This is a genomic window from Demetria terragena DSM 11295, from assembly GCF_000376825.1.
In the GTDB taxonomy this organism is placed as follows: Bacteria; Actinomycetota; Actinomycetes; order Actinomycetales; family Dermatophilaceae; genus Demetria; species Demetria terragena.
On the sequence record NZ_AQXW01000004.1, the window covers coordinates 444073 to 469812 of the forward strand.

A 25740-nucleotide genomic window follows, 5' to 3' on the forward strand; every position below is an offset into this window, starting at 1 on the left:
ACCGACATCATTGGACTCGATGTCTCGGCGTCCGGACCGGCCGGCGATGCCATCGAGCAACACCTACCGACCCTGGTTGACGCGGGTTTTGCCAGCAAGTTGTTCGATCAGGACGCCACGTTGTGGGGCCCGGAGGCCGAGGAAGAATCCGCCAAGCGCCTTTCGTGGGTTGGCCTAGCCAGAAGTTCGCGTCCGCTACGCGGCGAAATCGAAGCGCTACGAAGCGATTTCGCAGACAAGGGTCTCGACCACGTGGTGTTGTGCGGTATGGGCGGGTCCTCGCTCGCTCCCGAGGTCATTTGCGCGACCGCGAACGTACCGCTCACGGTCTTGGACTCCAGCCAGCCAGACATGGTCCGCGCTGCCCTGCAGGACCGGATTGACCGCACCGTGGTTGTCGTGTCGTCAAAGTCGGGTTCGACCGTGGAGACCGACAGCCAACGTCGTGCCTACGAGCAGGCCTTTCGCGACGCCAGGATCGACCCGACCGAGCGCATCGTGATCGTCACGGATCCGGGGAGCCCGCTCGACGGCGAAGCACGTTCCGCGGGGTATCGCGTGATCAATGCCGACCCCAACGTCGGTGGTCGCTACTCGGCGTTGACCGCCTTCGGGCTCGTACCGAGCGGTATTGCTGGTGCCGACATCGAGCGCCTGCTCGATGAAGCCGAAGCCGTGACTGACCTGTTGGCCAGCGACGACTCCAGCAACCCAGGACTTCGGTTGGGTTCAGCGCTGGGCGGCACCGCGCCGCTACGCAACAAGGTGCTCCTCATCGATGCCGGGACTCAAGCCAAGGGCTTTGGCGAGTGGGCCGAGCAGCTCATTGCCGAGAGCACGGGCAAAAATGGCACCGGTCTTCTTCCCGTAGTCGTCGACGAGGCACCACAGGGCGGCCAAGCCGACGATGCCTCCTGGGTCTACCTGCTACCGGCGGGCGACGATGAGGATGTCGAAGCGCCGGCACCGTCCGGAGACTCATCAGCAATCCAGGTTTCGGGTTCACTCGGCGCGCAGTTGATGCTGTGGGAGGTCGCCACCGCGGTGGCGGGTCGCCTGCTCGGTATCAATCCGTTCGACCAGCCCGATGTCGAGAGCGCGAAGAACGCTGCCCGCGAGCTGCTCGACGGCGATGCAGGCAGTGGCGATCAGCCGGCCTTTGTGGACGAAGCCATCGAGGTTCGGGCGCTGGGCGGCGAGTGGCTCGGTGACGCTGCGACCGTCGAGCAGGCGTTGGAGCGCCTCGTCGGCCAACTCTCTCCGACTGGCTACCTTGCGGTGATGGCCTACCTCGACCGGATCGCAGATCGGGCACTGGCCGACACGCGTACGCCATTAGAAGCAGCCCTCGGTCGTCCGGTGACCTTTGGGTGGGGTCCGCGGTTCCTGCACTCCACTGGGCAGTACCACAAGGGCGGCGCTGCCGAAGGCGTCTACGTGCAACTGACCACTGAACCGCGAGAGGACCTTCCGGTCCCAGGCCGGGAGTTCACCTTCGGGCAGTTCATCGCCGCGCAAGCTGGCGGCGATGCACGGGTGTTGGCCGACCATGGTCGGCCCGTGCTGCGGCTGCACCTGCGAGATCACGATGCTGGCCTGGCTCAGGTCATGCGTGCCGTGATGGCGCTCTCGCCAGCGTCCCACGCCTCGTGAAGCCGGCGCGCGTAGCGCAAGGCATCAACCCACTGCGTGACGAGGAAGACAAGCGACTCCCCCGCATCGCTGGACCCTGTGGGCTGGTGCTGTTCGGAGTCACCGGAGACCTTGCACGCAAGAAGTTGATGCCAGCGATCTACGACCTCGCCAACCGTGGCCTGCTCCCGCCGGGCTTCTCCCTCATCGGATTTGCGCGACGAGATTGGGCCGACCAGGACTTCGGAAAGGTTGTCTACGAGGCCGTGCGCGAGCATGCTCGGACGCCATTCCGAGAAGACGTCTGGCGCAACCTGGCCGAGGGGTTTCGTTTCGTACCAGGGACATTCGACGATCCTGCGGCCTACGAACTCCTCGCCGAGACTGCGGCTGAACTGGATGCCAATCGTGGCACCGGCGGCAACTACGCCTTCTACCTGTCGATCCCGCCCAAATTCTTCTCGACGGTTTGCGAAAACCTGGAACGCTCCGGGTTGTCGAAGAAACCCAAGAATGCGTGGCGGCGAGTCGTCATCGAGAAGCCTTTCGGTCACGACCTCAAGAGCGCACGCGAGCTCAATGACGTGGTGGAGAGCGTGTTTCCCCCGGACTCGGTCTTCCGGATCGATCACTACCTCGGGAAAGAGACCGTTCAGAATCTGCTGGCGCTGCGCTTTGCCAACCAGATCTTTGAGCCGATCTGGAACAGCAACTACGTGGACCACGTGCAAATCACGATGGCCGAGGACATTGGGGTTGGTGGACGCGCGGGCTACTACGACGGCATCGGCGCCGCCCGTGACGTTATCCAGAATCATCTCTTGCAACTGTTGGCGTTGACCGCGATGGAGCAGCCCAACAACTTTGACCCGCAGGCACTGCGCGTCGAAAAGAGCAAGATCCTCAGTGCTGTGCGGCTGCCCAAGAACCTCGGCTCCTCGACGGCTCGCGGTCAGTATGCCGCCGGGTGGCAGGGCAGCGAACAGGTCGCCGGATTCCTCGAAGAGGACGGCATACCAGCCGATTCCGCAACCGAGACCTATGCCGCCATCAAGGTCGAAATCGCGACCCGTCGATGGGCTGGGGTGCCCTATTACCTTCGAGCGGGCAAGCGGCTCGGCAAGCGGGTGACTGAGGTTGCGGTCGTCTTCAAGCGCGCTCCCCAGATGCCTTTCACGGAGAACGAAACCGAAGAGCTCGGGCAGAACGCCGTGGTGATTCGGGTTCAGCCTGATGAGGGCATCACGCTGCGATTTGGGTCCAAGGTGCCGGCCACGACTTCAATGGAGGTGCGCGACGTCACCATGGACTTTGGCTACGGGTCCTCCTTTGCTGAGTCCAGCCCCGAGGCCTACGAGCGTCTGATCCTCGACGTGCTGCTCGGAGATCCACCGTTGTTCCCTCGGCACGAGGAAGTCGAACTGTCCTGGCAGATCCTCGATCCCATCGAGAAGTACTGGGCCAAGCACGGCCAGCCGGAGCAGTATGAATCGGGCGGTTGGGGTCCCCACAGTGCTGACGAGATGATGCGCCACGACGGACGTACCTGGAGGATGCCTTGACCACCCCACTCAGTTCTCCGCCCGTTCCTCGCTCCGATACTGATCGGGGACCCCGGTGATTGTCGACCTTCCCGACACCTCATCGCGGGACATCTCCAAACGTCTGGTCGGTTTGCGCCACGAGATGGGTGCCGTCACCCTCGGACGGGTTCTCACGCTGATCGTCGAAGTTGACGAGAAGACTGCTGACCAGGCGCTGGAGGTGGCCAGTGAAGCAACCCGCCAGTCTCCGAGTCGCATCTTGGTCATCGTGCGCGGTTCCGCACGTCGAGCCGACCGCCTCGACGCCCAGATTCGGATCGGCGGTGACGCAGGCGCAAGCGAGATCGTCGTGATGCGCCTGTTTGGTCGGCTCGCTGATCAAGGACGCAATGTCCTCACCCCGCTGTTGCTGCCCGACTCCCCCATTGTCGCGTGGTGGCCGGGCGAGGCACCCGACGACGTGGCACGGTCACCGGTCGGCGCCATGGCCCAGCGTCGGGTCACCGATACGGCCAAGATGCGTTACCCACGGCGTGCTATCGCGCAGCGGTCCAAGGCCTACTCACCGGGCGATACCGACTTGGCGTGGACCCGGTTGACCCGCTGGCGGGGGCTGCTCGCCGCGGCCCTCGATCAGGCACCCTTCGAACCTGTCACCGAGGCTGTCGTGACGGGCGCGTCCGACTCGGCAAGCACCGATCTGCTCGCGGCATGGCTGGCGAATCGTCTTCGTTGTCCGGTGCGACGGGCGAAAACCTCTGCAGGTGAAGGGGTTCGGAGTGTGCGCCTGTGTCGTACTAGCGGGCCCGTCGACCTAGTACGCATCTCGGCAAAAGTCGCGACCCTCAGTCAGCCGGGGCAGCCTGTTCGGCGCATGACCCTGGGCCGGCCGTCCGATGTCGAGGTCCTCGGTGAGGAGATTCGCCGACTCGACTCAGACGAGGTCTACGAGCAAACGTTGCTCAAAGGCCTGTCGACGCTGCCGACTCAGACGCCGACGATGGCCCAAGCGGTCGCCGCTGGTCATGCCCCCGACGTGGAGGCCGCACGCAAAGCGGGCGACGCCGTACGCCGTGCCTCATCAGGGTTGTCGGCGAATGCCATGGTCGACGCCCCGACTCACGATGCCACGAAGGACGAGGTTAAGAAGGCCGCCGAACGTCAACTCGATGCACGACGAGACGACAACACGGGGCAGACACGATGACGTCGCTACCCGCGCCCGAGGTCGTGCAGAACGCCGATGCAGCCGGGGTCGCTGACTCCGGCGCGGCGCGTCTCATCACGAGTCTCGGTGAGGCGCAACGAGCCGGACGTGAACCGCATATCGCACTGACGGGCGGGTCGATGGGGTCGGCCATCATTGCGGCCGTGTTGCGCCGTCCCGAACGCGATCAGGTCGATTGGTCGCGGGTTTCGGTGTGGTGGGGCGACGAGCGCTACCTCCCAGCGGGTGACCCCGAGCGCAACGACACGCAGAACGATCGCGCTGGCCTCCTCGAACTCGGGTTGGATCCCGATCGGGTTCATCGGGTTCCCGGCCCAGGTGAGACCGAGTCGGTGGAGGAAGCCGCCGCTGTCTACGGCGCGTCGCTGCGCTCGCACGGCGCTGGCGCCTTCGAGGTTGCGATGTTCGGCGTAGGCCCCGACGGTCACATTGCTTCGCTTTTTCCGCACCACCCAGCGCAGCGAATTGACGGTGAGATCGCGGTGCCGGTGCACGACTCCCCCAAACCGCCACCGCTGCGGGTGTCGCTCACCTTCGAGGCCATCAATCGGTCGCGTCAGGTGTGGTTCATGGTGGCTGGCGAGGCTAAGGCGGCCGCCGTCTCGGCCGCGCTCGCCCCGGACACCGAACGTTGGGACATCCCTGCCGTCGGCGCCCGCGGTACCGAGGCCACGGTGTGGTTAGTCGACCACACCGCGTTGAACGCGAAGACGTAGCCGACCGCGATGGCCGGCTATCGCGCGTGGACACGAGGTGGTGTGCCTAGCGCGTGGCGAATCTGGTGTAGTTCCAGGGGGATCCACGCTGGTGCGGGGCGACCGCTCGAGCAGAGATGGATACGCTGGCCTCGAAGGAGCGTTCGATGCCGCGATTGATGTGGCACGAGATCCGCTACACGTGCGCACGGCGCTCGACGTACTCGCTGACCGGGTCAACCACTGGGTGTTCGTGTCCACCAGCAATGTGTATGCAGACGAGTCGACTCCGTACGCCGATGAATCCGCAACGTTGCGCGCCCCCCTCCCCGACGCGACAGACTGGGCACCCGAGCTCTATGGCGAGGGCAAACGCAGCTGCGAAGAGCATCTTCTAGGCACCGCCGGCTCAGAGGCTTTGCTCATCGCAAGAGCCGGGCTGATCGCCGGGCCCGGTGATGCTAGTGGTCGAACAGGCTACTGGCCGTTGCGTTTTGCCTATCCAGCCACCGAAGACGGATCTGTGCTCATCCCAGATGAGCCTAGTTTGCTGACTCAGCAACTCGACGTGCGAGACCTTGCGTCCTGGTTGGTGGACTGCGCCGAGGACGCTCGAACAGGCGTTGCAGATGCGGTCGGTGAGATCCTGCCGCTCCGGGACTATCTAGCATCGGCCCGCGAAGTCGCCCACCACACTGGCCCGTTAGTCGGGCGACGCGCCCGCTCACCGAAACACTGCGCGATGTGCTCGCCTGGGAAGTGACGGCTGGCCCAAGGCGTGTTCGCCGTGCAGGCTTATCGATGGCCGACGAACGGGAACTGCTCGCACAGCCTTAACCCGCAGGTCCGGCCGATCGCAGGTCCTAGGACCCCTCCGTGGACATTTCGTCCTGAGGCCGATAGGGCGCCAGGTCCGTCTCGGTCACTCTGTCTCTAGTGCGACGAACAGCGTCGCCAGACTCAGGGGAAACATCATGACAAACAACACTTTTCGCCACGGGCTCGTCACTATCGCGCTCAGCGGTGCGATCGTCGGAGCGGCGAATGCACCGGCCCAGGCCGACACGATCATTCCGCCGCCGAACGCCGACACGGCGTTCGGGTACACAGCACTCATTGCTGACCAGGGCGGCAATCACTCGCTGAAAGTCGTCGCACCATCCGGTGCGCACACCACCATCGGTGACGTCTCATCAGGAGCGGACGTCCTGGATGTCTCGACCAATGCGCGCACCGTGGTCACAGGGTTCACCACCGCCAGCGCCGAACTGCGCATCACCATCTGGGATACGGCCGCAAAGAAGCCGACCTACCTTCGGGTTTCGAACGGGACGGACGCCAAGCTGGTCCGTGGCGGAGTCCTCGTGACGCGCAGCACGCAGGCGCCACAGGTCTACTCCCGCTCCGGCGCCGTGACGTCGACACTTCCGCGCGGCATCACCTCAGCCGAGCCGACCCATGACGGAACAAAGCTCTACACCACGACGTCCTCAGGCCTCCAAATGCGCTCGGCCCCCGACGGCGAGGTCTTTACCTCGGCGCCCTTACCTGCTGGCAAGACGCGCTGCACAGCAACCGGGCACCTTGGCTCAGGCGCGGCAGCAGTGAATTGTGACCAAGGGTCGATGACCGGGGCGACGGCGTACAGCTTCCAGGAATCCGGCACGCTGACCCGGCTCACCACCAAGGGTGGAAATTCGTACACGGTCACTGGCGGACACGTCGTCGACCAGTCCGTTGGCGACAGCGTGCTGTGCAGTTCGTATCTCTACACCGGGCCTAAAGGTGACAAAGCGGTCCCGGGAGGCACGAAAGATCTATGCCCGAAAATGGCTGGTGCACATGGAAACTCCATCTACCTCGTCACCGGGGCTGATCCGGAATACAGCCCCGATGGCGGGGATCTGATCCGCTACGACCTGAGCAACGGAAAGAGCACCCGGATCGCGGGCCTCGGCACCGTATTTGACGGAAGGGTCACCAGCGCCAAAGTGGTCGACGGAACCTGAGCCCCCGTCGTCAAACCTGGCGGTCAGTCGCCAGTGGGCAGAACGCGGGGGGCCTACTGAATCAGGCCGCGTCCGCGCAGCGAGGAGAGCGCTTCATCAAGAATGACGTCACCTTCCTCGTCGGAGCGGCGCTCTTTCACATAGGCAAGGTGGGTCTTGTAAGGCTCTGCGCGGGTCGGGGCAGGCGGGTTCTGCTCGTCCTGCCCCGCCGGGAACCCGCATCGCGGGCAGTCCCAGTGCTCAGGGATGGCAAGGCTTGGTTCCTGAGCGAAACTCGGGCGGGTCTGGTGACCGTTAGCGCACCAGTACGAGACGACGACTCGTGGCACAGCGTCGCCGCGCTCGGCCTCCCCCATCGGTCCGGCGCCAACACGACTTCCTTTAATCGCATGTCCAGCAGCCATGGTGGGTGCTCCTTTGAGATCGAGACGGGCTCGAGTAGTGAGGCAGGTTTAGGCGACGAAACGGTCAAGCAAGCCAAGACCCAGGATCGTGGCGCCCCACATGAGGCTTATTCCGATGGTGAACCGGTTGAGGTTGCGCTCCGCCATCGACGAACTGCCCAGGCTGCTGGAGGCACCACCACCGAACATGTCGGAGAGGCCACCTCCCTTGCCCTTGTGCATGAGAATGAGCAACACCAAAAACAGGCTGCTGATCACCAGCAGGACCTGAAGTGCGATACGGGCTACGTCCACTACGGATGCCACCTAGGAAGTCGTTGAGCGTTTCGAAGCGGTTGCCGTGCCACAGGCACGGCAACCGCTTCAGGTTACACGGTATGCGTCCAGATCAGGATGCTGCGTCGCCGCCGTGGTGGCTGCGATAACGACAGATCGACGAAAACTCCGCCGGATCAATGGATGCACCGCCCACGAGTGCCCCGTCGACATCCGGCTTTTCCATGATCCCCGCAACGTTCGCTGCCTTCACGCTGCCGCCGTAAAGCACCCGAACCCCTGCCGCAAGGTCGGCGTCATAAAGCTCCGCGAGGCGTCCACGAATCGCCGCACAAACTTCCTGTGCGTCATCCGGTGTGGCGACTTCGCCCGTACCGATCGCCCACACGGGCTCGTAGGCGATCACGATTGAGGCGGCCTGCTCGGCGGTGATCTCTGCGAGGGCCGCGTCAGTCTGGGTCAGCACGTGAGTCACCTGGTCACCAGCCTGGCGGACCTCAAGAGGCTCACCCACACACAGGATGGGCGTAAGGCCGTGCCGGTAGGCCGCGGCGACCTTGGCATTCACGGCCTCATCGGTCTCACCGTGGTGTTCCCGTCGCTCGCTGTGCCCGACGACGACGTAGGTGCAACCGAGCTTGGCCAGGAACGCGCCCGAAATCTCACCGGTGTAGGCGCCGCTGTCATGTGCCGACACATCCTGCGCACCCAGGACCACCTTGAGCCGGTCCCCGTCGATCATCGTCTGGACGGTGCGCAGATCGGTGAACGGCGGCACCACGGCAACCTCGACGGCCGCGAAATCGTGCCGCCCATCGCGCAGCGTCCAGTCAAGCTTTTGCACCAGATGGGTCGCCTGGACGTGGTCGAGGTTCATCTTCCAGTTGCCCGCCATCAGCGGGGTACGGTCAGCCATCTCATGCCTCCAGAACGGTCAGACCTGGGAGGGTCTTGCCCTCGAGGTACTCAAGGCTTGCCCCACCACCGGTACTGATGTGGGTGAAGTCCTCATCGGCAAAGCCAAGGTCACGGACGGCCGCGGCCGAGTCACCACCGCCGACGACCGTGACGGCTCCCCCAGAGGTGGCCTCAGCCAACGCCTCGGCAACAGCCTTGGTCCCGGCCGCGAACGGAGCCATCTCGAAGGCACCCATGGGGCCATTCCAGAAAACCGTCCGCGCCTTCCGAACCAGATCAGCAAAGACCTTCGCTGATTCGGGTCCGATGTCCAGACCCATCCGGTCAGCGGGGATCTCCTGCGCAGCCACAACATCATGCTCAGCGTCAGCACTGAATGCGCTCGCCGCCACAATGTCGGTGGGCAACACGATCTCGACTCCGCGCTCCTTCGCCTCGGCCAGATAACCCTTGACGGTGTCGATCTGATCGGCTTCCAGCAGGCTGTTGCCCACTTCGTGGCCCTGAGCGGCCAGGAAAGTGAACACCATGCCGCCGCCGATCAGCAATTGGTCTGCCGTCTTGAGCAGGTTCGCGATGACGCCGAGTTTGTCGCTGACCTTGGCACCACCGAGGACGACGGCGTAGGGGCGCTCTGGAGTATCCAGCCGCGCCATCACCTCGACCTCCGCCTGCACCAATCCGCCAGCGGCATGCGGGAGCCGGTCGGCGATATCGAACACACTCGCCTGCTTGCGATGAACCACACCGAATCCATCACTCACGAAGACATCGGCGAATGCGGCCAACTGTTCCGCGAAGGCGTCCCGCACTTGGTCTTCTTTGGCGGTCTCCCCGGCGTTGAACCGAAGGTTCTCTAGAACCGCGATCTCGCCGTCGGCAAGCCCACCGACGGTGGAGCGCGCCGAGTCACCGACCGTGTCGGTGGCAAAGGCCACCGGCTGCCCGAGCAGGTCACCCAAGCGCTGCGCGACGGGCTCCAAGGTGTACTGCGCGTCGGGCTCTCCCTTGGGTCGGCCAAGATGCGCGGCGACGATGACTCGGGCACCAGCGTCGAGAAGACGCCGCAGCGTCGGGACTGAAGCGCGTACGCGGCCGTCGTCGGTAATGCGGGTGCCGTCCATCGGGACGTTGAGGTCGCTGCGCACCAGCACACGTTGACCACGAACATCACCAAGGTCGTCGATGGTGCGCAGCGTCACTTCGAGGACCCAATCAGGTTGACGAGGTCGACCAGACGGTTGGAGTAGCCCCACTCGTTGTCGTACCAGCCGACGACCTTGACCTGGTCACCGATGACCTTGGTCAGACCGGCGTCAAAGATGCACGAGTGCGGGTCGGTGACGATGTCCGAGGAGACGATCGGGTCCTCGGTGTACTTCAGGAAGCCCTTCAGTGGGCCGTCAGCAGCTGCCTTAACGGCCGCGTTAACTTCCTCAACCGTGGTGTCCTTCTTGGCCACGAAGGTGAGGTCCGTTGCCGAGCCGGTGGGCACCGGGACGCGTACTGCGAAGCCGTCCAACTTGCCCTTGAGCTCGGGGAGCACCAGGCCAATCGCCTTGGCGGCGCCAGTGGAGGTCGGCACCATGTTGATCGCCGCAGCACGGGCCCGGCGGAGGTCCTTGTGCGGGCCGTCCTGCAGGTTCTGGTCCTGGGTGTACGCGTGGATCGTGGTCATCAGACCCTTCTCGATCCCGATCGCGTCGTTCAGTGCCTTAGCCATCGGGCCGAGGCAGTTGGTGGTGCAGGACGCGTTGCTGATGATGGTGTGCTTCTCAGCGTCGTAGGAGTCGTCGTTGACACCCATCACGATGGTCACGTCTTCGTTCTTGGCCGGTGCCGAGATGACGACCTTCTTGGCGCCAGCGGTCACGTGCGCCTTGGCAGCTTCGGCGTCGGTGAAGAAACCGGTCGACTCAATCACGACGTCGACGTTGAGGTCCCCCCACGGCAAGTTGGCCGGGTCTTTTTCGGCGAAGCTCTTGATGACGGAGTCGCCAACCTTGATCCCACCGTCGACCAGTTCAACGTCGCGGCCAAGTCGGCCCAGGATCGAGTCGTACTTCAGCAGGTGCGCTTGAGTGTCGTCGTCACCCAGGTCGTTGAATGCCACGACCTCGATGTCAGCGCCAGATTCCAGCACCGCTCGGTAGAAGTTGCGGCCGATGCGGCCAAAGCCATTGATGCCCACGCGGACAGTCACGATGTGGGTCCTTCCGAACTTGAAGAGGATGCCGCGCCGTCGACGCAGCGTTCGTGCCCCTGAGCCTAGTGGAGGTCACGGAGGGGCGCGCTAAGGCGTTTCGTTGGGTGAACTCGCCGCTCAGTCTTCGAGCATGTCCGGTGTGAGATTGGCCTCCGTGCCTGGCACGCCATCGGTCTCTGCGCGCTTGTCAGCCATCGCGAGGAGCCGCCGAATCCGCCCTGCCACCGCATCCTTGGTCATCACCGGGTCAGCGAGTTGGCCCAGCTCCTCCAGGCTCGCCTGCTTGTGCTCCAACCGCAGCTTGCCTGCCTCAGCGAGATGGTCTGGTACCTCGTCACCGAGAATCTCCAGCGCGCGCTCGACGCGTGAGCCCGCGGCGACTGCGGCGCGAGCCGAGCGGCGCAAGTTGGCGTCATCAAAGTTGGCCAACCGGTTCGCAGTAGCCCGGACTTCGCGGCGCATACGTCGTTCTTCCCACTCCAAGACGGCCTCGTGAGAACCGAGCCGAGTGAGCATGGCGCCGATGGCATCGCCGTCGCGGATCACGACTCGATCGACACCGCGAACCTCCCGCGCCTTGGCCTGGATTCCCAAGCGTCGGGCTGCTCCTGCCAGCGCAAGCGCTGCCTCCGAACCTGGGCTGGTGACCTCCAAGGAAGAGGAACGACCGGGTTCGGTCAGGGAGCCGTGAGCGAGAAAGGCACCTCGCCACGCGGCTTCGGCGTCACACACCGAACCGTTGACGACCTTGGGCGGCAAACCGCGCACCGGGCGTCCTCGCGGGTCCACCAGCCCCGTCTGTCGGGCCAACATCTCGCCCTCCTTGGTGACCCGGACGACATACCGGGTGCCCTTGCGGATCCCCGACCCAGACAAGACCATGACCTCGCTCGGGTGGCCGTAGACATCCGCGATGGCCTGCCGCAACCGCCGGGCCGCTTGGGCGGTATCGAGTTCGGCCTCGATCACGATGCGGCCACCCACGATGTGCAGCCCGCCAGCGAACCTCAGGACCGCGGCAATCTCGGCCTTACGACAGCAAGTCTTCGTGACGGTGACCCGACTCAACTCGTCCTTGACTTTCGCCGTCATGGCCATGAAATCCATACCTTTCGAAAAAACACCCTGAACGCCTCTGCCGGTCGCCAGTCCCGACACTGTAGTGCGCCACGCCGAACAAACTCGTCGGTAGGTGCCGCACCACCGCCCGCCCGAGACGGTCTCGTGCCTAGCCCATCACGTCACGGTATGCGGCGGCCAGGCGAAGAGTGTCGTGCGCCACGGGCCGATCCGGATCCGCCACATCGGTGAGCACCACCTCAGCTCCGTGAGCCTGAGCGGACTCCCTCAGCTCGGCGGCCGCCGAACCCACGGCCTTCTCGTCAGCCAGGACCACATCAAGGTGAAGATCACGCGCGTGTTGGGTGAGGACGTCGAGATGATCCGAGGGCGAAAAGCCATCGGTCTCACCTTGGTTGAGTACGAGATTGAGGGTGACGAGTCGACGAGCCTTGGTGTGCACCAACGCATCTCGTAGTTCAGGCACCAAAAGGTGGGGCATCACCGAGGTGAACCACGAACCGGGACCGAGCACCACCCAATCGGCGTCGTAGATCGCTTGCACAGCTTCGGCGCAAGCCGCGGGTGGGTCCGGCTCGAGATAGACGCTCTCGACCGCACCGGGGCTCACCGCCAACTGGACCTGGCCACGTACTTCTTGCACCTCGTGCGGTCGCTCCGGGTCATGACCGCGGACGAGACCACCGATGCGTACGGGCTCGATGGCCATGGGGAGCACGCGCCCGCGCACACCCAGCAGTCGCCCGACCAGATCGAGGCCCGCGACTGGATCGCCAAGAAGATCCCACAGCGAAGCAATCAGCAGATTGCCAAGGGCGTGACCGCCAAGCTCTCCCTCCCCAGGGAACCTGTGCTGCAACGCATCTCGCCACTGCACACCCCAGTCGGTTGGGCTGCAAAGCGCCGATAACGCCATCCGCAAATCTCCCGGCGGGAGAATGTCGAACTCATTGCGTAGCCGCCCACTGGAGCCACCATCATCGGCGACCGTCACGATCGCAGTGATTCCATCCGTCACGTGCTGGAGGGCTCCCAAGGACGCGGCCAGGCCATGGCCACCACCCAACGCGGCCACCTGGAGTCGCCGGGTCGTCATTCGCGGCCCAGGTCCCGGTGGACCACAACCGTGCCGATCTCCGAACTCGCGATGCGCTTCGTCAACTCCTCAGCCATGGCGACCGACCGGTGCTTGCCGCCGGTGCACCCCACGGCGAGCGTGACATAGGACCGACCCTCACGGTGATAACCGGCGGTCATCGGCTTCAGCAGGTCGAGGACTCGCTCGACAAACTCCTCCGCACCGGGTTGGGCCAGCACGAAGTCGGACACCACCTGATCCTGACCTGTGTAGGGGCGAAGCTCAGGATTCCAGTAGGGATTAGGCAGGAACCGCGCGTCAAAAACCAGGTCGGCATCGAGGGGTAGTCCGTACTTGAAGCCGAAAGACATCACCGCGATGCGCAGCGGCACTCGCTCCTCGGAACCGACCAACTGGCGAATCTTGGCGGACAACTGGTGCACGTTGAGACCGCTGGTGTCGATGAGCAGATCGGCAGTGGACCGGAGGTCGCGCAGCATCTCGCGCTCGCGAATAATGCCGTCGAGCATTCGCCCCTCGCCCTGCAGTGGGTGAGGTCGGCGAACGGACTCAAAGCGGCGTACCAGCGACTCATCGGTCGCATCGGCAAACACCACGGTCGGTGAGTACCCGTGGTCGCGGAGTCGATCGAGCCCATCGCGGAAGTCGGTGAAGAACGCCCTGCTGCGGACGTCGACGACCGCCGCGAGGCGGATGCCTTGGCCGACTCCGTCACGTTCCAACAGCTCGGCCATCGGCACCAGCATTTGGGGCGGAAGGTTGTCGATGACATACCAACCGGCGTCCTCCAGGACTTTGGCTACCGTCGATCGACCTGCGCCGCTCATCCCCGTCACGATGAGGAGTTCGCTGGTGACGCGGTCGTCGCCTTGCTCGTGCATGTCGGCCCTTTCGCCAGGCTCCCGGCCTAGGTCGCTCAGTCCATCACCTCACCGGTTGTCACGTTGACCGCCGGCGTCGTCTCGGTCGAACTTTGTTGCAGTGCTGCGTAGACGTTCGCCGCCAGACTAGGCCCTACCCCCTTCACCTCGGTGAGGTCCTCGATGCTCGCAGCCCGCATCTTCTTCACCGAGCCGAAGTGACTCAGGAGTGCGCGTTGACGAACCTCGCCCAAGCCCGCAATGTCGTCCAGCCCGGACCGTGTCATGGCCTTGGATCGGCGTTGCCGATGAAAGGTGATCGCGAAGCGGTGCGCCTCATCGCGAACGCGCTGAAGCAGGTAGAGGCCCTCGCTCGTGCGCGGCAGCAGCACGGGAAACTCATCGTCCGGCAACCACACCTCTTCCAATCGCTTCGCCAGTCCAATCACTGCGACATCGTCGATGCCCCATTGGTCCAACACCCGCCGTGCCGCGTTGACCTGAGGACGCCCACCGTCGACCACAACAAGTTGCGGCGGATAGGCGAATCTCCTCGGCCGACCGGTGGTTTCATCGATCGGACCGCCAGGGAGATCATCCTCATCGGCGCTGCTGGGGCCGACCCCTTCCAAGTCGCCCGCCTGATCACGGTCTTGGAGATAACGACGGAACCGCCTACCGAGAACCTCGGCCATCGCGGCCGTGTCATCGGTTCGTACCGACCCGTCCTCTTGTTCAAGGCCACGGACGATGAACCGTCGGTATTCGCCCTTGCGCGGAAGCCCGTCCTCGAACACGACCATGGAGGCCACCACCTGCGTGCCCTGGACGTGGCTCACGTCGTAGCACTCGATGCGCAACGGCGCCTGGTTTAGATCCAGCGCTTGTTGCAACTCCTCCAAAGCTTGGCTGCGCGCGGTGAGGTCGCCGGCTCTGGCGACCTTGTGGCGCGCCAGTGACTGCTCGGCGTTGCGTCGTACGGTCTCCATGAGTGTCCGCTTGTCACCCCGCTGAGGGATGCGTAGGTCGACCTTGGCGCCACGCACGGTGCCCAGCCAACTCGACATCGCCACGGGGTCGGGTGGGAGTTCGGGTACCAGCACCTCCCGTGGCACGCCTTCGGGCGACTCCCCGCCATAGACCTGCTGCAGCAGATGCTCGATGACCTCAGGCATTCCCAGATCGCCCTCGGACTGAATCTCCACCACCCACCCACGTTGGCCGCGTACCCGGCCACCGCGGACGTGGAACACCTGCACTGCCGCTTCTAGCTCATCACCGCTCACCGCAAAGACATCCGCGTCGGTGGCATCGCCCAGAACGACAGCCGACCGCTCAAGTGTCTTGGTCAGAGCCTGCAGGTCATCGCGCAAACGTGCGGCTGTTTCAAAGTCCAGATCATCGCTGGCCGCCAACATCTCGCGCTCAATCCGCTTGACGAAGCGCTGGGTGTTGCCGGCCAGAAAATCGCACAGGTCTTCGACTATCGCGCGGTACTCGTGTTGGTCGACCCTGCCCACACAGGGTGCCGAGCACTTCTCGATATAACCCAACAGGCACGGCCGACCGACTTGGGCGGCGCGCTTGAAGACGCCATTGCTGCAGGTGCGGACCGGAAAGACCCGTAGCAACTGATCCAACGTTTCGCGGATGGCCCACGCATGCGCGTAGGGGCCGAAATATCTCGTGCCCTTGCGTTTGCGTCCACGCATGACTTGAGCGCGCGGGTAGTCCTCGCTCATCGTCACCGCGAGATAGGGATAGGACTTGTCGTCCCGGTACTTCACGTTGAAGCGGGGGTCGTACTCCTTGATCCAGGTGTATTCGAGTTGCAGCGCCTCGACCTCATTGCGGACAACAGTCCACTCCACGCTGGCAGCGGTGCGCACCATCGTGCGCGTCCGGGGGTGCAGTGCCGCAATATCTTGGAAGTACGACGACAGTCGACTGCGCAATGACGTTGCCTTGCCGACGTAGATCACCCGCCGGTCGGGGTCGCGGAATCGATAGACGCCTGGTTCAACCGGGATCTCCCCCGGTTTCGGGCGGTAGGTCGACGGGTCAGGCACAGGTCCAGCGTACGAACCGGCACCGACATCCGAGATGCAGGCATCCGAGGCTTGCGCTCAACGCGCCAAACCTGGTTCCATGCAATGCGCATAATATCGTCCTCAAAACCTGCGGAGCTCTATGTCGTTTGTAGCCTGCCCGCTGCTGTTCGTATCACCGGGCGCGTGCGGTTCTGATCCTGGTTCACGGCTTTGAAGACTCTGCGAGAACCAGCCAGCACGACCAGTATTCGGGTGGTGTCTGCCATCCGGGAAGGCGCGGCGTCCCAGGCCGAAATTGCCACGCAGATCGGTTTGAACCAAGCAACGGTCAGTCGAGTGCTCCAACCGATGCTTGATAGCGGATTGGTGCGCTCAGAGCCGATGCCGGTTCAGGGACCGGGGCGACCGGCACGCCAACTGCGTATCGCCCACGAGAACTTCTCGACCGTCGGAGTTCACCTCAGTCGGTTCGGGGCCCACGTGGCGTTGACCGACATCGGCGGGCGCCGCCTGCACCAGAGCGTGCACCGTATCGACCTCGACTCGCCGTCATCCACGCTGCAGAACGTGGCCTCGATCGTGCGCGGCGTCATCGCCTCGGCACCCCGCCCAGTGCTCGGAGTGGGCGTGACGTGCGCTGGCGACGTCGACGCGCAAGAAGGAGTCATCCGACACTCATCATCGCTCGAGTGGCGTGACGTCGAGGTCGTGGAAGTGCTTTCACGCGAACTCGGCAGCCTCGTCGTTCTCGATAACATCGCACGGAGCCTGATCGCCGCCGAGTTCACCTTTGGAACCCTCGCGCGCGGCAGCCACATCTTGGTGGTTCTCGTCGCTGAGGCAGTGGAATGCGCCTACACACTCAGCCTGAACGGCCCACTCACCCAGGCCCGCCAGGGCGACCTCGCCAACCTGGTGGTACCCGGTCTGCAGGCCGGGACGTACGCACCGTTCGGCGACGTGGGCGTCAACCGGGCCTTCGTCGCCGAGGCACGTCGTCGCGGCCTCGCGCTGGACAACATTCTGGAACTCCAACGCTTTGCCGATGCTGGCAACCCGATCGCTGAGGAACTCGTCGGCCGGCGCCGGCAGCAAGCCGTGGCAGCCATTCGGGCCGTCTCGGACATCGTGCGCCCAGAAATGGTCTTCCTCACCGGGCTGGGCATCTCCGCACCCGTCATGATGGACGCGATCCGGGAGGACCTCGAAGACCGCTACCCTCGGGACGCTATTTGCCCAACCGGGCGCCGCGGGTACACCGTGGAGTCGGCTGCGGCATGTCTTGCCCTACGGCATTCCCTGGTGACTGGGCGGTTCACCGCAATGAAGGAGATCCCATGACCAGCGCGCCGATCACCGTTGAGGATGTCGCGCTCTGTGTGTGCGAGCCGCGCGACGACCGCGGATTGACCGCGGCCGTGATCCGCCTGTTCGACGAGAGTGGCCACGAAGGCCTCGCCGAGATCTCTCGTCCGCACCACGCCGTAGACGTCGTGGCCTTTCTTGGGTCCCTATTGGACATCGGACATGAGGCCCTCGACCTTGACCGCTCCACCACGCTGGCACACCACGGTCACACCAGTCTCGAACGCGCTGTTGGCACTGCGCTCTCAACCGCGTGGCACGACCTGCAGGCACGTCAAGAGGGTCAGCACCTGGCGACCTATCTCGGCGGGGTCCGGCGCCCGGTCCTCACCTTCGCGCGCCTGTGGCTGGATGCGGTGTCCCACCGATCCGCAGATGCCTCCGACCTCATTGGTGCCGCCGAGCTCGCGGCGAGTATCGGCCACCAGGATTACCTCCTGGCGCCCTTTGTCGAGACGGCCAGCGAGCGGCCGTTGGTTGCTGGACTCGACCTGTTGACCACCGTGCGCGAAGTGGTCTCCCCCAACACCAATCTGCGCGTCGACCTCTGTAGCGACCTGGCGTTGAACGACGTCCGATGCATCGGTTCGGCCTTGAGGGACCTGCACGTCGGCACGCTGCACAATGCCGCACCGGTCGAGGACCTCGACACCTTGCACGCACTCCGCGAGGAATTTCCCTTCACCCTCACGTCCGTGGTCACCTCAGCGGCCCAAGCCAAACCAGCCATCGACCGGGGCCTCCTCGACGCGGTCTACCTCGACCTGCGCCACGGTGCTGGACCGGTTGAACTCCTCACCCACCTGCAAGAACTTCGAGCCGCTGGCGTCCAGGTCGGTGTGTGCGGAGCCACTGGCCCGATCTCTACCGCCGTGGGTGGCCACGTCCTGGGCGCCCTTGGGCTTGGGCACCTCGAGGTGCCCGTGACCGCTAACGTCTGGCGTCAATCAGGTGTGGTGCCTGCAGGACGACTACCGGGCGGGACCTGGTTGGCCGGGCCCGGTGTTGGCACAGGGTTATGGCTCGACGCCGACGCGTGGACCGCAGACGATATCCAATACCGCATCATCGCCTCCTGATCCACGCGCCGTACGTCACGCCCTAGGTCGTCCTAGGACACCGTGATCTGATCACCGTCCACAGTCGCCTTCTTCGCGTCCAGGCCCTTCTTCGCTGGGCCGCCCGTACGCTCACCAGTCGACCCGTCGAAGGTACTGGCGTGGCAGGGACACCCAATCTCGTTGTCCTTGACTTGATCCACGACGCAACCCTGATGAGGGCATACGGCACTGAAGGCTTTGAACTCGCCTTTGGCAGGCTGGGTTACGACGATCTTGTTTTTCTCATCGATGAACCCGCCTCCCATCGGCACCTTCGAGGCGGCAACGCTCACGCCACCGCTGTCACCGCCTGCGCTCGATTTTGCGGCTGAACTCGGTTCGGCGGCTGCGCTGCTGGGTTGGTTCTCGGAGGCTGGCGATCCTTCCTCCTCCCCCGATCCGCAGGCCGCAAGCCCGGTCGCAGAACCAACGACGGCGACTCCTGTCACCACTCCGCGTCGGGTCAATCGGGTGTTCTGGTCTGTGAATTTAGCCATCACGGGGCTCCTCTCGACCGGTCCGGCATCCGGTCTGTGCCCTCAGCATGCCTGCCCAACCTGCGCTAGCCCTGGATTCGCGCCGACCAATCCGAAAATGCGCCCTTCAGGCCGACCGGCGACGGGACTTCGCTGCGCCGGCCCCTGCCCCCTTGGGGGTTCGTGACGGAGTACTTCCGCCTGCCCGCTTCGCGGGAGCCGGACGTTTGCGCCGCTGGCTGGGGCGGGCACCACTGGTTCGCTCGAGCATGGGCGCCAGGAATCGGCCGGTATGACTTGCCGCGACTTGAGCAACATCCTCCGGTGTGCCCTCGGCCACGACCGTGCCGCCGCCGTAGCCACCCTCAGGGCCCATGTCGATGACCCAGTCAGCGTTTTTGATGACGTCGAGATTGTGTTCAATGACCAGGACGGTGTTGCCTTTGTCGACCAAGCCTTGAAGCACGCCGAGCAGTTTGCGGATGTCTTCGAAGTGCAGGCCGGTGGTCGGCTCATCGAGGACGTAGATCGTGCGACCGGTCGACCGCTTCTGCAACTCCGTCGCGAGCTTCACCCGCTGAGCCTCGCCACCGGACAATGTGGGCGCTGACTGACCGAGCCGGACGTAGCCGAGTCCGACCTCATTCAAGGTCGTCATATGGCGAGAGATCGCAGGTACAGCGGCGAAGAACTCGGCAGCTTCCTCGATAGGCATGTCGAGAACGTCGGCAATGGTCTTGCCCTTGAACCGGACCTCGAGGGTCTCGCGGTTGTAGCGCGCCCCGTGGCATACCTCGCAGGGGACGTAGACGTCCGGGAGGAAGTTCATCTCGATCTTGAGCGTGCCGTCGCCGCTACACGATTCGCAACGACCGCCCTTGACGTTGAATGAGAACCGGCCAGGTTGGTAGCCGCGCACCTTGGCCTCTGTGGTCTCGGCGAAGAGCCGACGCACATGATCGAACACGCCGGTGTACGTCGCGGGATTGCTTCGCGGGGTCCGCCCAATAGGGCCCTGGTCGACGTGCACCACCTTGTCGAGCTCATCGAGTCCTTCGACGGTCTTGTGGCGCCCTGGCACGTGGCGGGCGCCATTCAACTGGTTAGCCAGAACGCTATACAGGACGTCGTTGACCAGAGTCGACTTTCCCGAGCCGGACACACCGGTGATCGCGACGAGGTTACCGAGCGGGAAACTCACGTCGATGTTGTGCAAATTGTGCTCGCGCGCTCCGCGCACAGTGACGTGACGGCCGTCTTGTGGTCGACGCTCCCCTGGGGTGGGGATTTCTTCTCGGCCGGACAGGTAGGCGCCCGTGATCGATTCGGGGACTTTGAGCAGGTCAGCCACGGTCCCCGAATGGACCACATCGCCGCCGTGCTCGCCCGCCCCAGGACCGATGTCAACGATCCAGTCGGCAGTCGCGATGGTGTCTTCATCGTGCTCGACGACGATCAAGGTGTTGCCTAGATCGCGAAGCCGGGTCAACGTTTCAATCAGGCGATGATTATCGCGTTGGTGCAGGCCGATGGAGGGCTCGTCAAGGACGTAGAGCACGCCTACGAGGCCCGACCCAATCTGAGTCGCCAACCGGATGCGTTGCGCCTCCCCACCAGACAGCGTGCCCGCCGGGCGATCCAGCGCGAGGTAGTCAAGACCAACATCCAGCAGAAAGCCCAGACGGGCGTCGATTTCCTTGATGACGCGCTCAGCGATCTGGCGTTCACGGGAAGTGAAGTCGACGGTGTCCAGAAAGCCGTAAGCATCGGAGATCGGGAGCGCGGAGACCTCGGCAATGGATTTTCCGCCCACTGTGACGGCGAGGGTTTCAGGTTTGAGCCGAGCGCCGTTGCACACCGGGCACGGAACCTCACGCATGTAGCCCTCGTACCGCTCACGGCTCCAGTCGGATTCGGTCTCCGCATGCCGACGCTTCACGAACGTCACCACGCCCTCAAAGCCGGTCGAGTAGTTGCGCTCGCGGCCATAGCGGCTGCGGTACCGGACGTGCACCTTGTGGTTCTTCCCGTGGAGCAACGCCTCCTTGGCCCGCTCGGGAAGAGAGGACCACGGCTGGTCGAGCGAGAACTTCAGGTCGTCACCCAGAGCTGTGATGACTCGCTCGTAGTAGTCATTGAGGCCTGCGCCCTGCGCCCACGGCAGCAGGGCGCCGTCACGAATGGACTTGTCCTGATCGGGTACGACGAGGTCGGCATCGACCTCCAACTCGGTTCCGATGCCGGTACATGCCGGGCAGGCCCCAAAGGGGCTATTGAACGAGAAGGAACGCGGTTCGATTTCGTCTATCGACAGCGGATGCTCGTTGGGGCAGGCCATCTTCTCGGAGTAGCGGCGCTCGCGCGGCTCCCCATCAGCGTCGTCCGCGCGGTCGACGAACTCGATCACCACCAGGCCGGAGGCAAGACCGAGCGCGGTCTCCACGGAGTCGGTGAGACGCTGCTTTGCGCTGGCATCTTCACTGCCCTTGGCGACCAGTCGGTCCACGACGACGTCAATGGTGTGTTTCTTTTGCTTGGCCAACTTGGGGGGCTCAGCCAGCGTCACCGTCTCGCCGTCGACCCGGGCGCGGGAGTAACCCTTGCTCTGCAGTTCATGGAAGAGGTCGACGTATTCGCCCTTGCGCTCGCGCACCACCGGGGCGAGTACCTGGAACCGAGTGCGCTCGGGCAGCTGCAGCAGCTGATCGACGATCTGTTGGGGCGTCTGGCGCCCCACCGGCTCACCGCACGTGGGGCAGTGCGGGCGACCAGCGCGCGCGAACAGCAACCGGAGGTAGTCGTAGACCTCGGTAATGGTGCCAACGGTCGAGCGCGGGTTGCGGTTCGTCGACTTCTGATCAATGGACACCGCCGGCGAAAGGCCCTCAATGAAATCGACGTCCGGCTTATCCATCTGGCCCAAGAACTGGCGCGCATAGGCCGAAAGCGACTCGACATACCGCCGCTGGCCCTCGGCGAAAATGGTGTCGAACGCCAGCGATGACTTGCCCGACCCGGACAGTCCGGTAAAGACGATCAGGCTGTCTCGCGGCAAGTCGACAGCAATGTTCTTAAGGTTGTGCTCGCGCGCGCCACGAACTCGAAGGTGGTCGCGCGCGTGGCCGGGGGCCGGGACGGGAGTGGGGGTCGCTGCAGGCACGCCTGCCATCGTAGGTGCGACCACCGACAGCGCCGTATTTAGTACCTCTGGTCGCCCGGGTCAGGCTGTCCCGGTGGCGTGGAACGGCCGATGTTGTCGGGCCCGGGAGAACTCGGGGGTGCTGGCGGCGCCGGCTCTGGACGGGCATCTTGCGGCGGGTAGGGAGTCCCGGGACGGGCCGGCTCGGTCGGCGGGATCTGACCACGGGGCCGACGCGGTTCGGTGGGTGGGTACTCACCATCGTCGCTTCCATCGTCGGTCTGGAAGAGCAGTTCGTTGAGGCGTACCTGGACCTTCTCAACGCTGGGCACGTCGTGGAGTTCCATCCCCGCCTTTTCCGTCGCGTCCGACACAATCAATGTGCCGCAGCCAAGGATCCGGTCGAGCGGGCCCTTCTCATAGGTCACGTCATTGATGCGGTAGAGCGGAATGTCGCGGCCTGTCCGGGTGATCAGACCCGTGCGGGTCAGGAGCCGTCGGTTGGTGACGACGTACTGGGTCGTCCGCCACTTAATCAGCGGAATGGCCACCCACACCAGGAAGACCAACACACCGACGACGATGATCAGCCACATCAGCCAGCTCGCCCACTCGTTGTCGGCACGCAACTTCAGCAGGTAGGCCACCGCAGCAACCGTGACGATGAATACCAGGATCGGCGCTGCCACCGTCTTGACGTGAGTGCGGAGCTCGAGCTCTACGCGCTCGCCCTGGGCGAGCAACTTCTCCGAGAAGGCCATGGGCTCATGGTGCCACGCCCAACTCGATCGGCAGCGTTGCGGGCGCGGTGCGCCCTCCGGTCATCAGCCCAAACGATCGGCTGCCACGACCCCACGAAGTACCGAATCCACGGCATAGCGAGCGGTCCGTCGCACCTCCTGATCGGGCGAGGCGTCCGCGATCTGGTCGAGCAGGTCGATCAATTGCTTGCACCGTCGCACGAAGTCACCCGCAGTGAGGTCGCTATCGCGCAGGCATACCTCAAGGCGTTGGCCGCTCGCCCACCGGTGAATCGTCCAGGCAATCCCTGGCTCGGGCGCACCCATCGGCGCAACCCGGTGCTCACGCTGGAGGTACTGGAGCTCGCCCCAGATGGAGTCAAGTTCCTTCAGCGCGTCGCGCACCTCGTCGTTCGGAAGCCGCGGCATCACATCGGTTGGCTCACGACGTGGCTCGTGAACCAGGGCACTGATGACGCTGGCAAACGATGCTGGATCGAGTCCGCGCCACACTTGTCGGCGGAGACACTCAGCCACCAAGAGATCCTTCTCGGTATAGATGCGCTGCAGCACCCGGCCTTCCTCAGTGACCTGCTGACCTTTCGCATCGAGATAGCCCAGGACGCTCAGCAGGTCGCAGATTCGGTCGAAGGTCCGCGCCACCGTGTGCGTACGCCCCGCGACCTTGCGTTCCAATCCATCAGTCTCTCGACGCAGACGCCACCAGCGTTCGGACCAGCGCGCGTGGTCCTCCCGATATGGACATTCGTGGCTCGGGTGATCAGTGAGCGCCCGCCGCAAGCGATCGATCTCGGCGGTGCTCTCGGCGTCCCGTTCTTCGCCCGACTCCGAGCGCCGCGGCGGCGGATCGTGCGGCGCTTTCGCGCGCAAGGTGGCCGCCAGATCCCGTCGAGACTTCGGATTGCGGCTACTGAACGACTTGGGAATCTGGATTGTCATGATGGGCTCAAGCGGCTCATCGACATCGCTGTCGCCGATGGCCCGCACCTGACCATCCGCAGTGAGCACGATCGGATCGCCCGCCACGGCCCGACGGGGACCGCGCTTGCCGGGGACGACGACGGCCAGACCAGCCCGCCGACCGTCTGGCACGCGGACTACGTCACCGGGTTCAAGCAAGCTGAGCGAGTGGGCCGCCGCGGCACGCCGATTCCCGGCACGCTGCTTCTGAACTGACTTCTGGAGGTCGGACAGCTCGCGGCGTAGACGGGCATACTCGGCGAAGTCGCCCAGGTGACAGCGCATCGCATCCGCGTAGCCCTCCAGGCCTTCCTCGTTGCGCTTGATAGCCCGTGCAATGCCCACGACGGCGCGGTCTGCCTGAAACTGTGCGAACGAGGACTCCAACACCTCCCGAGCTCGCGCGCGGCCAACCTGGTCCACGAGGTTGACGGCCATGTTGCTGGTGGGCACGAAGCTTGATCGCAGCGGATAGGTACGGGTCGAGGCCAATCCCGCGACCGACTCGGGATCGATGCGGCGATCGTGCAGCACGACCGCATGGCCTTCGACATCGATGCTGCGGCGGCCGGCCCGACCCGTCAGTTGGGTGAATTCAGCAGGCGTGATGTCGGCGTGCGTCTCTCCGTTGAACTTGACCAACTTCTCCAGTACGACGGTCCGGGCTGGCATGTTGATGCCCAGCGCGAGCGTCTCCGTGGCAAACACCGCTTTGATCCGACCATCGGTGAAGAGGTCTTCGACGATCTCCCGAAAGGTGGGAAGCATCCCGGCGTGATGGGCGGCGAAGCCGCGCGACAGCCCCTCGACGAAGTCGTAGTAACCAAGCACGCCGAGGTCCTCGTCGGGCAGGCTCGACACCCGTTCCTCGACCATGCGACGAATGGCGCGACCTTCGGACTCAGGAATGAGCTCGGTACCCCACGCCAGGAGCTGGCTCACCGCAGCGTCGCAGCCAACTCGACTGAAAATGAACGTAATCGCTGGCAGAAGACCGCTGCGGTCGAGCCGATCGATGACCTCAGCCCGACTCGGACCACCGCCCGGTCGGGCGCCGCGCGGTGGCGGCCCACCGGATTGACGACCGCGAGTCTGCCGGCCCTGGCGACCTCTGGGTGCGCCTGCGTCCTCACGTCGACCGCGTCGCTCCTGCTGGATTTGCGCGATGCGCTTGCGCAGTTGCGGGTTGAGCGCCAGCTGAGACTCATCGCCAGCGCGCCGGGTGTCCTCGACGAACAAGTCCATGAGTTCGCGACCGACCATCATGTGCTGCCAAAGAGGTACGGGGCGATGCTCCTCAACGATGACCTCGGTGTCGCCACGGACTTCCCGTAACCAGTCGCCAAATTCCTCGGCGTTGGAGACGGTTGCGGACAACGACACCACCTGCACCGCCAGCGGCAACTGAATGATGACTTCTTCCCAGACTGCGCCACGGAACCGATCGGCGAGATAGTGCACCTCGTCCATGACCACGAACCCCAGCGTGTCGAGGGTCGCGCTACCGGCGTACAGCATGTTGCGGAGCACCTCGGTGGTCATGACGACGATCGAGGCTTCACCATTGATCGATGAGTCACCGGTGAGGAGGCCAACGTTGTGTGTGCCATGACGCTCGCACAAGTCGGCGTACTTCTGATTGGACAACGCCTTAATCGGCGTCGTGTAAAAGGTCTTACGACCGGTGTGGACTGCGAGGTAGCACGCGAACTCACCCACCACGGTTTTGCCCGAGCCTGTGGGTGCCGCAACGAGCACCCCGCGGCCTTCCTGAACCGCCTCGCACCCCGATACCTGGAAGGCATCTAGCGGGAAGTCATAGCCCTGCGCGAAACGGGTGAAGTGGCTGGAGTCGTAGCGACGGCGCTCTGGCGCTGCCTCGGAGGTTGAGCTGGGCATGCTGCTGAGACTAGGCGGACAACGAGGGGCCGGACGGC

Annotated in this window: 21 protein-coding genes; 8 read left to right on the top strand and 13 right to left on the bottom strand. The window is 64.3% G+C overall.

The genetic code is table 11. From position 1 onward, the window contains the following. Positions 1 to 6: 6 nt before the first annotated feature. The 6 genes from F562_RS0106265 to F562_RS0106290 all read left to right on the top strand — a co-directional run bounded on the left by F562_RS0106265 (position 7) and on the right by F562_RS0106290 (position 7108). The gene (locus F562_RS0106265; protein ID WP_156822724.1) at positions 7 to 1653 is read left to right on the top strand and encodes a glucose-6-phosphate isomerase; all 1647 of its coding nucleotides are present in this window, start codon (positions 7 to 9) and stop codon (positions 1651 to 1653) included. Further along, positions 1650 to 3194, top strand: coding sequence for a glucose-6-phosphate dehydrogenase (zwf, locus tag F562_RS0106270; RefSeq protein ID WP_018156084.1), 1545 nt, complete (start codon positions 1650 to 1652; stop codon positions 3192 to 3194). Before F562_RS0106265 ends, zwf begins: the two co-directional genes overlap by 4 nt. A gap of 55 nt (positions 3195 to 3249) precedes the next feature. Next, positions 3250 to 4383, top strand: a complete 1134-nt coding sequence (locus tag F562_RS0106275) for a glucose-6-phosphate dehydrogenase assembly protein OpcA (RefSeq protein WP_018156085.1) — start codon at positions 3250 to 3252, stop codon at positions 4381 to 4383. After that, positions 4380 to 5120, top strand: a complete 741-nt coding sequence (gene pgl / locus F562_RS0106280) for a 6-phosphogluconolactonase (RefSeq protein ID WP_018156086.1) — start codon at positions 4380 to 4382, stop codon at positions 5118 to 5120. Before F562_RS0106275 ends, pgl begins: the two co-directional genes overlap by 4 nt. 181 nt (positions 5121 to 5301) lie before the next feature. Next, on the top strand, positions 5302 to 5862 hold the full coding sequence (locus F562_RS18270) for a Rossmann-fold NAD(P)-binding domain-containing protein (RefSeq protein ID WP_211206435.1): 561 nt from the start codon (positions 5302 to 5304) through the stop codon (positions 5860 to 5862). A gap of 211 nt (positions 5863 to 6073) precedes the next feature. After that, positions 6074 to 7108 (top strand): hypothetical protein, encoded by a 1035-nt coding sequence (locus F562_RS0106290; RefSeq protein ID WP_018156088.1) that lies wholly within the window; start codon positions 6074 to 6076, stop codon positions 7106 to 7108. Positions 7109 to 7161: 53 nt separating this feature from the next. Here F562_RS0106290 and F562_RS0106295 read toward each other — a convergent pair whose 3' ends face one another. From F562_RS0106295 to uvrC, 9 genes are all read right to left on the bottom strand, one after another. Continuing rightward, the gene (locus tag F562_RS0106295) at positions 7162 to 7512 is read right to left on the bottom strand and encodes an RNA polymerase-binding protein RbpA (RefSeq protein WP_051080157.1); all 351 of its coding nucleotides are present in this window, start codon (positions 7510 to 7512) and stop codon (positions 7162 to 7164) included. Between the two features lie 48 nt (positions 7513 to 7560). Further along, complete coding sequence (gene secG / locus F562_RS0106300; RefSeq protein ID WP_018156090.1) at positions 7561 to 7806, bottom strand: preprotein translocase subunit SecG; 246 nt, start codon at positions 7804 to 7806, stop codon at positions 7561 to 7563. Positions 7807 to 7900: 94 nt separating this feature from the next. Further along, positions 7901 to 8704 (bottom strand): triose-phosphate isomerase, encoded by an 804-nt coding sequence (tpiA, locus tag F562_RS0106305; RefSeq protein WP_018156091.1) that lies wholly within the window; start codon positions 8702 to 8704, stop codon positions 7901 to 7903. Position 8705: 1 nt separating this feature from the next. Beyond that, entirely contained in the window at positions 8706 to 9902 is a 1197-nt protein-coding gene (locus F562_RS0106310) for a phosphoglycerate kinase (protein ID WP_026181055.1), read from the bottom strand. Between the two features lie 2 nt (positions 9903 to 9904). Next, entirely contained in the window at positions 9905 to 10909 is a 1005-nt protein-coding gene (gap, locus tag F562_RS0106315) for a type I glyceraldehyde-3-phosphate dehydrogenase (protein WP_018156093.1), read from the bottom strand. A 120-nt stretch (positions 10910 to 11029) separates the two neighbouring features. After that, positions 11030 to 12010, bottom strand: a complete 981-nt coding sequence (gene whiA, locus F562_RS0106320) for a DNA-binding protein WhiA (protein ID WP_026181056.1) — start codon at positions 12008 to 12010, stop codon at positions 11030 to 11032. 130 nt (positions 12011 to 12140) lie between these two features. Continuing rightward, positions 12141 to 13088: a gluconeogenesis factor YvcK family protein gene (locus tag F562_RS0106325; protein WP_018156095.1), complete on the bottom strand. Its 948-nt coding sequence runs from the start codon at positions 13086 to 13088 to the stop codon at positions 12141 to 12143. After that, on the bottom strand, positions 13085 to 13972 hold the full coding sequence (gene rapZ / locus F562_RS0106330) for an RNase adapter RapZ (protein WP_018156096.1): 888 nt from the start codon (positions 13970 to 13972) through the stop codon (positions 13085 to 13087). The genes F562_RS0106325 and rapZ overlap by 4 nt, the downstream gene beginning before the upstream one ends. A 35-nt stretch (positions 13973 to 14007) precedes the next feature. Continuing rightward, complete coding sequence (gene uvrC, locus F562_RS0106335) at positions 14008 to 16020, bottom strand: excinuclease ABC subunit UvrC (protein WP_018156097.1); 2013 nt, start codon at positions 16018 to 16020, stop codon at positions 14008 to 14010. A 237-nt stretch (positions 16021 to 16257) separates the two neighbouring features. On the opposite strand from uvrC, the gene F562_RS0106340 reads away from it, so the two are divergent. Continuing rightward, positions 16258 to 17343 carry an ROK family transcriptional regulator gene (locus tag F562_RS0106340; protein ID WP_169333366.1) on the top strand — a complete coding sequence of 362 codons (1086 nt, stop codon included), beginning with the start codon at positions 16258 to 16260 and terminating at the stop codon, positions 17341 to 17343. Next, on the top strand, positions 17340 to 18446 hold the full coding sequence (locus tag F562_RS0106345; RefSeq protein ID WP_018156099.1) for a mandelate racemase/muconate lactonizing enzyme family protein: 1107 nt from the start codon (positions 17340 to 17342) through the stop codon (positions 18444 to 18446). Before F562_RS0106340 ends, F562_RS0106345 begins: the two co-directional genes overlap by 4 nt. A 32-nt stretch (positions 18447 to 18478) precedes the next feature. Here the strand turns inward: F562_RS0106345 and F562_RS0106350 are convergent, their stop codons facing one another. From F562_RS0106350 to F562_RS0106365, 4 genes are all read right to left on the bottom strand, one after another. Then, positions 18479 to 18964, bottom strand: coding sequence for a Rieske (2Fe-2S) protein (locus F562_RS0106350; RefSeq protein WP_018156100.1), 486 nt, complete (start codon positions 18962 to 18964; stop codon positions 18479 to 18481). A 106-nt stretch (positions 18965 to 19070) separates the two neighbouring features. Beyond that, a complete protein-coding gene (gene uvrA / locus F562_RS0106355; RefSeq protein WP_018156101.1) occupies positions 19071 to 22112 on the bottom strand; it encodes an excinuclease ABC subunit UvrA in 3042 nt (1013 codons plus the stop codon). A 29-nt stretch (positions 22113 to 22141) separates the two neighbouring features. Next, positions 22142 to 22843 carry a PH domain-containing protein gene (locus F562_RS18275; RefSeq protein ID WP_018156102.1) on the bottom strand — a complete coding sequence of 234 codons (702 nt, stop codon included), beginning with the start codon at positions 22841 to 22843 and terminating at the stop codon, positions 22142 to 22144. A gap of 63 nt (positions 22844 to 22906) precedes the next feature. After that, positions 22907 to 25702: a DEAD/DEAH box helicase gene (locus F562_RS0106365; protein ID WP_018156103.1), complete on the bottom strand. Its 2796-nt coding sequence runs from the start codon at positions 25700 to 25702 to the stop codon at positions 22907 to 22909. Positions 25703 to 25740 lie beyond the last annotated feature (38 nt).

Coding starts and splice junctions, on each gene's coding strand:
- uvrA (WP_018156101.1), bottom strand. CDS start 22,112: ATGGCAGGCGTGCCTGCAGCGACCCCCACTCCCGTCCCGGCCCCCGGC.
- rapZ (WP_018156096.1), bottom strand. CDS start 13,972: ATGCACGAGCAAGGCGACGACCGCGTCACCAGCGAACTCCTCATCGTG.
- pgl (WP_018156086.1), top strand. CDS start 4,380: ATGACGTCGCTACCCGCGCCCGAGGTCGTGCAGAACGCCGATGCAGCC.
- tpiA (WP_018156091.1), bottom strand. CDS start 8,704: ATGGCTGACCGTACCCCGCTGATGGCGGGCAACTGGAAGATGAACCTC.
- F562_RS0106325 (WP_018156095.1), bottom strand. CDS start 13,088: ATGACGACCCGGCGACTCCAGGTGGCCGCGTTGGGTGGTGGCCATGGC.
- F562_RS0106290 (WP_018156088.1), top strand. CDS start 6,074: ATGACAAACAACACTTTTCGCCACGGGCTCGTCACTATCGCGCTCAGC.
- F562_RS18275 (WP_018156102.1), bottom strand. CDS start 22,843: ATGGCCTTCTCGGAGAAGTTGCTCGCCCAGGGCGAGCGCGTAGAGCTC.
- F562_RS0106350 (WP_018156100.1), bottom strand. CDS start 18,964: ATGGCTAAATTCACAGACCAGAACACCCGATTGACCCGACGCGGAGTG.
- F562_RS0106345 (WP_018156099.1), top strand. CDS start 17,340: ATGACCAGCGCGCCGATCACCGTTGAGGATGTCGCGCTCTGTGTGTGC.
- F562_RS0106365 (WP_018156103.1), bottom strand. CDS start 25,702: ATGCCCAGCTCAACCTCCGAGGCAGCGCCAGAGCGCCGTCGCTACGAC.
- F562_RS0106295 (WP_051080157.1), bottom strand. CDS start 7,512: ATGGCTGCTGGACATGCGATTAAAGGAAGTCGTGTTGGCGCCGGACCG.
- whiA (WP_026181056.1), bottom strand. CDS start 12,010: ATGGCCATGACGGCGAAAGTCAAGGACGAGTTGAGTCGGGTCACCGTC.